The organism is Ectobacillus sp. (assembly GCF_056992975.1).
Genome location: NZ_JBXKMX010000132.1, coordinates 1 through 5414 on the forward strand (window position 1 = coordinate 1; position 5414 = coordinate 5414).

7 protein-coding genes are annotated in these 5414 nt (G+C 39.5%); 4 read left to right on the top strand and 3 right to left on the bottom strand.

Translation table 11 applies throughout. The features are described 5' to 3' along the window. The 3 genes from AC11ZT_RS06590 to yjbM form a co-directional block, all read right to left on the bottom strand. The coding region (locus AC11ZT_RS06590) for an RluA family pseudouridine synthase (protein ID WP_484058834.1) at positions 1-771 on the bottom strand (771 nt) is incomplete at its 3' end. An 8-nt stretch (positions 772-779) separates the two neighbouring features. After that, the gene (locus AC11ZT_RS06595; protein WP_484058835.1) at positions 780-1577 is read right to left on the bottom strand and encodes an NAD kinase; all 798 of its coding nucleotides are present in this window, start codon (positions 1575-1577) and stop codon (positions 780-782) included. Between the two features lie 22 nt (positions 1578-1599). Continuing rightward, a complete protein-coding gene (gene yjbM / locus AC11ZT_RS06600) occupies positions 1600-2226 on the bottom strand; it encodes a GTP diphosphokinase (protein WP_484058839.1) in 627 nt (208 codons plus the stop codon). A gap of 456 nt (positions 2227-2682) precedes the next feature. Between yjbM and AC11ZT_RS06605 the strand changes: the two genes are divergently transcribed. The 4 genes from AC11ZT_RS06605 to AC11ZT_RS06620 all read left to right on the top strand — a co-directional run bounded on the left by AC11ZT_RS06605 (position 2683) and on the right by AC11ZT_RS06620 (position 5189). Then, positions 2683-3255 carry a CYTH domain-containing protein gene (locus AC11ZT_RS06605; RefSeq protein WP_484058836.1) on the top strand — a complete coding sequence of 191 codons (573 nt, stop codon included), beginning with the start codon at positions 2683-2685 and terminating at the stop codon, positions 3253-3255. 248 nt (positions 3256-3503) lie between these two features. Then, positions 3504-3899 (top strand): globin domain-containing protein, encoded by a 396-nt coding sequence (locus AC11ZT_RS06610; RefSeq protein WP_484058837.1) that lies wholly within the window; start codon positions 3504-3506, stop codon positions 3897-3899. Then, entirely contained in the window at positions 3899-4789 is an 891-nt protein-coding gene (locus AC11ZT_RS06615; RefSeq protein WP_484058838.1) for a ClpXP adapter SpxH family protein, read from the top strand. Before AC11ZT_RS06610 ends, AC11ZT_RS06615 begins: the two co-directional genes overlap by 1 nt. Positions 4790-5018: 229 nt before the next feature. Continuing rightward, on the top strand, positions 5019-5189 hold the full coding sequence (locus tag AC11ZT_RS06620) for a hypothetical protein (RefSeq protein WP_379969947.1): 171 nt from the start codon (positions 5019-5021) through the stop codon (positions 5187-5189). Positions 5190-5414: the final 225 nt, after the last annotated feature.

A 5414-nucleotide genomic window follows, 5' to 3' on the forward strand; every position in this document is an offset into this window, starting at 1 on the left:
AATCAACTTTCGATCGCCCCCGTACAGATCATCACCAACGAGCGGATGACCAATGTGTGCCATATGTACACGAATTTGATGGGTTCGGCCAGTTTCAAGCCGGAGTGTAACCCGTGTACTGTTTGGCAATCGTTCGATGACGCGAAAATGTGTAATTGCCTGCTGTCCTGATGGAGAAACCATTCGTTCAATGATGCTCTCTCCTTTTCTCGCGATCGGTGCACAGATAGTACCCTCATCCTCCGTTACAACGCCATGAACAAGTGCTTCGTACGTTCTCACAATCGATTTTATTTGCTGTTGCTGTGCAAAAGCATGATGGATGAAACGATTTTTGGCAATGAGCATAAGCCCCGAAGTATCCCGGTCCAGCCTTGTCACAATATGTACAGTGCTCGCTAAATGCTGCTGATCATAATGGTGCAGCAAAGCGTTTGCTACCGTTCCATGTGGATGTTCGCGAGAAGGAATAGATGACATATTTGGCTTTTTGTTAATAACGAGAACATGCTCATCCTCATAGACGATGTGCAGAGGAATCGGTTCACTCTCCATCCCTTCACTACGCTGTTCAGGCGGAAAAGTAACTTGAAGCAGTTCGCGTGCTTGTAACATATGGCGAACCGTAACTTGTTCACCACCTACAGTAATGTTCCCACCATGAAATTTAATATCCGTGAGAGCTGCTCTTGAAATCCCTTTTAATCGCAGAAATTCACGAACGAGTATTCCTTCTTCTTGCTCTGTAATATACCATTTTAATACGATCATACTATCTCCTATCGATCTGCTACAAATGAGTCACGTACCCGCTTCCAAAACGGAAACGGGCGGTAGCGAACGAATCGTACCTTTTGCTGTGCAACGCGGTATTGAATCGACTTCACATCTTCATGAAAAACACTTAAATGGTCAATGCTTATTTGCAAATCCATATGTGTAACCGGTTTAATCACACATGTGTGATGTTTCGGAAGCACAAGGGGAGAGCCTACGGTTCGAAACACCCGATTATTTATGGATGCCATTTCCGTTATTTGCAAGGCTTCTAGGGACGGATGAATGATTGCTCCCCCTAGCGCTTTGTTATAGGCCGTACTACCTGATGGAGTGGAAACACACAAGCCATCTCCCCGAAACGTTTCAAAATAATCACCGCGAATTTCCAAATCCACCACAAGCGTACCATCTGGACGTCTAACTGTCGCTTCATTTAAAGCCAAATATTGCGATTCCTTGCTACCATCTAAATAGCGAACAATCACTTCAAGCAGGGGGTATTCCACAACATGATAAGGCGTTTTCGCCACCGCGATAACGAGTTTTTCTACTTCGCTCGGAAGCCAGTCTGCATAAAAACCTAGATGTCCCGTATGAACACCTACAAAAGCCGTCTTATCGAGACGCTCACAATATCGGTGAAAAGCATAAAGTAAGGTCCCATCCCCGCCAACAGAAATTACAATATCTGGTTCCTCTTCATTGCTTACAAATCCAAAATCCTCCAAATAATGCCGCATTTTATCCGCAAGCTCATTTGACGCTTGATCTCCCTTTGATGTGATTGCAAAATTCATCTACAACACCCTTTAAATTTTATTATTCTAACTCTGCTTTTCGAGAGAAAACCTTCTGTGCTTCTTGTATTTCAATACGTATGGATGACATCTCTTCATCAAGTCGAAAGGCCGCTTCTGCTGCACGCTGCAAGCGCTCCCGAATGTCTGTTGGAAAATTCCCTTTATACTTATAATTTAAGGAATGCTCAATCGTTGCCCAAAAATTCATCGCTAACGTCCGAATTTGAATTTCTACCAGTACTTTCTTTTCTCCCTGAATTGTTTGCACTGGGTATTCCACAACAACATGATACGAACGATAACCGCTTTCTTTATTCTGCGTCACGTAATCTCGTTCTTCCACAATCTCAAAATCATTCCGTTTACGTAAAATCTCTACAACAGGCTTTATATCATCGACAAATTGGCACATCATACGAAGACCAGCTATATCCTGCATCTCCTCTGCTAATTTATCGAGAGCAATATTTCGTTTCACTGCCTTATCCAGAATGCTTGCTTCGGATTTAACTCTCCCCGTTACAAACTCAATTGGAGAATGCTTCGTGCTCATTTCAAACTGCGAGCGCATTCCTTTTAATTTAACTTTTAATTCGGATACTGCTTGTTCATAAGGCGCTAAAAACTCTTGCCAATTGCGCATAATTACCACCATCCAATACATAATCCCGCTTTAATAATCGGTTACTCCTTTATTTCCGAAGATTAAAGTTTGATTCTTCATTCACACTCGTTTTACCACTAGATTATAGAAAAATTTCTTCTACCATCTTCACGAATGTTTCCCCATATTTTGCGTTTTCTCGATTTTTTGAACTAAATACGGAATTTCTTCTTTAGCTCAAGCTTTTCCATCAAATCTTATGTACGCCTTCTTCTGATTTTCCATCAGCGCTTTACAAAATCAGTTGAAAAGATAAGACGAACTTCTATCCATTCGGTCCTGCTAATGGTAATTTATTTGTGCATGTATCATTTCCTCTAGTAATGCCAACTGCATCATGCATATTTATTGTAACATAACAGAGTAGATTACAAATAAAACATTGAATCAATTTGCGTGAAAAGGGATAATAAAAACCAAAAGAAGGAGAGAATGCCGATGAGTCAAGAAACTGAAATTGAAGTAAAAAATTTAATTACGAAGGAGGAATTTAAAACACTCTGTACTTTCTTTTCCGTTACAACCTTTACAAAACAAGTAAATCACTATTTTGAAACAAAAGATCTTGCAATCAAAGATCATGGATGTGCTCTGCGAATTCGGTTCAAACACGATACTTATATACTTACATTAAAGCAGCCCCTTGCCATTGGGTTATTAGAAACACATCAAGAACTGACCAAAGCTGAAGCGACTCAAATGATGAAAACTGGCCAAATAGTTGAAGGTCAAGTGGCAACGATTCTAAAGAGTATGAATATCACGACTCCCCTTTCTTACTATGGCAGTTTAACGACCGAACGTGCTGAAATCGAATATGAAGGCGGACTACTTGTTTTTGACCATAGCTTTTATTTTCAAGAAGACGATTATGAACTCGAATATGAAGTAGATGAAGAATACAAAACAGAAGCCTTTTTTCAACTGCTATCACACTATAAAATCCCTATACGTCCAACTAAAAACAAAGTACAACGCTTTTTTCTTGCCAAACAAAAAAACGTCAACTAGTATAAAGTAAATCTTCCTGCTCGGATTGGCGTTAAGCTTATCCCCGTACATAAGGAATATGCAATTTGTCTGACAAATTTTATGCTGCTATAGTACAACGGGTCACTTTAGTTGCTCTATGTGATACACTATTGCTACAATGTAGGTATCTTCTATTTTCAGTATAAAATTACCGGATAGATTGTAAAATAACGCTAAACCCGTATGCATAAAAGTAGATATATATACGGAAGAAGGAGTAGCCAAGTATGAATCAAAATTCAATTACACCATTCGATGCAATTGGCGGTGAACAAGCCCTTGCAACATTGGTTGATACCTTTTATTCGTACGTGAGTCAGCATCCAGATTTAGCTCCCATCTTTCCGAATGACTTGACGGAAACAGCCCGCAAACAAAAACAGTTTTTAACACAATACTTCGGCGGACCGGCTCTTTACACGACAGAGCATGGTCATCCGATGCTTCGTGCCCGTCATCTTCGGTTTGAGATTACACCTAAGCGTAAAGATGCTTGGCTTTCTTGTATGGAACGTGCACTGGATGACGTAGGAATAGAAGGACCAATTCGAGAATTTGTGAGGGAGCGTTTGCAATTAACTGCTACGCATATGGTCAATACTCCTGAAACAGGTGAGGAATAATGAACAAACCAGAATCTGACAAAATTCTACCGATACATTTTCACCGGTGTGTAAAGAAGCCAATCGAAGCATTTCTATTTATCGACCCTCTTTGCAGCGATTGTTGGACGATTGAGCCGCTTATTATTAAGCTTATTCTAGAATATGGTGACTATTTTTCACTTCGTTATATTTTAACAGGAAAAGCAGAATCTTCCACTTGTAATCCACACACATGGAATAAACCCGCTAATATTCGATTTGTGTGGGAAAAAACGTCAAGTCTCCACGGATTTTCATGCGATGGTAAAATCAATATGTACCATTTTGATTCTTCTCCTTATGTATGTTCCTTTGCTGTGAAAGCAGCTGAGTTGCAGGGAAGAAAGGCAGGTTCAACCTTTCTACGTAAGCTACGTGAGCATGTGTTTTTACACCACGTAGAAGTACCGGATCATGAAATATTGATTTCCATTGCGAAACATAGTGGAATTGACGTTGAAGAATTCATGCATGATTTAAACTCGTCTAGTGCAGCAAAGGCATTTCAATGCGATTTAAAATTCACAAATGAAATGCATATAACAGAAATTCCTTCACTCGTATTTTTCCAAGCAAATTCTGATGAAGAAGGCGTTAAAGTAGCGGGTATCTATTCATATACAGTATACGCACAAGTACTGAAGGAAATGATGAATGAGGAATTATTACCAAAACCTCTTCCAACTATGGAAGAAACGATACAACGATTTGAATTTTTGACGACGGATGAAATTGCCACCATTTATGAGCTATCTGTTGCGGAAGCAGAAATGGAACTAAAAAAACTTCAGCTTAAACGGAAGGTCAAACAATATTCGACAGAAAAAGATATATATTGGATGCTCGTAAAAGAAAACGACTCTGTTTAAAAAACAGAGTCGTTTCTTTTACGGCTTATAAAATTTTAAAGGGGATGGGAGAAATTTCACGTTCAAACAAAGGGGTATATGTTTGTTTGTGAATTAGTTCACGGATATCATGTTACAGCATTCGACTCATTATGACAACAGTTTTTATTTTTAATTCACAAAAAAGTCACATTCTAACTCTTTTCCCCTATGAATATATTATAAAGGCGTAAATAGGAGGTAAATTCACATGATTCAAAAAATATTGATTAGTCTTGTAATAATCAGTTTTGTGTTTCTGTTATACTTACTTTCCTTACTTCAGCTCTTTCCGATCCTACTTGCCGTCCCTCTTTTATTTGCCAGCATTGTTTTTTCTATCTCGCTCGTCAACGGGCACAAACGATTTCGAGGGTTTTAGTCCTTATTCCTAACCAATAAAAAAAAAGACGCAGATTGCGTCTTTTTTTAGGCTGTTTTCGTAATGTTTGTTGCTAGTTAGATGTTTTTATTTTATCTATCTGAGTTGATTGGAGCGGAAGGCACTTGACTCCTGCGGGAAAAGAGGGAAGTGGGAGACCCCGCAGGCGGTAACGCCGAGGAGGCTCCCCTCCCTCCCCGCGGAAAGCAAGTAACGGGCAAAGTA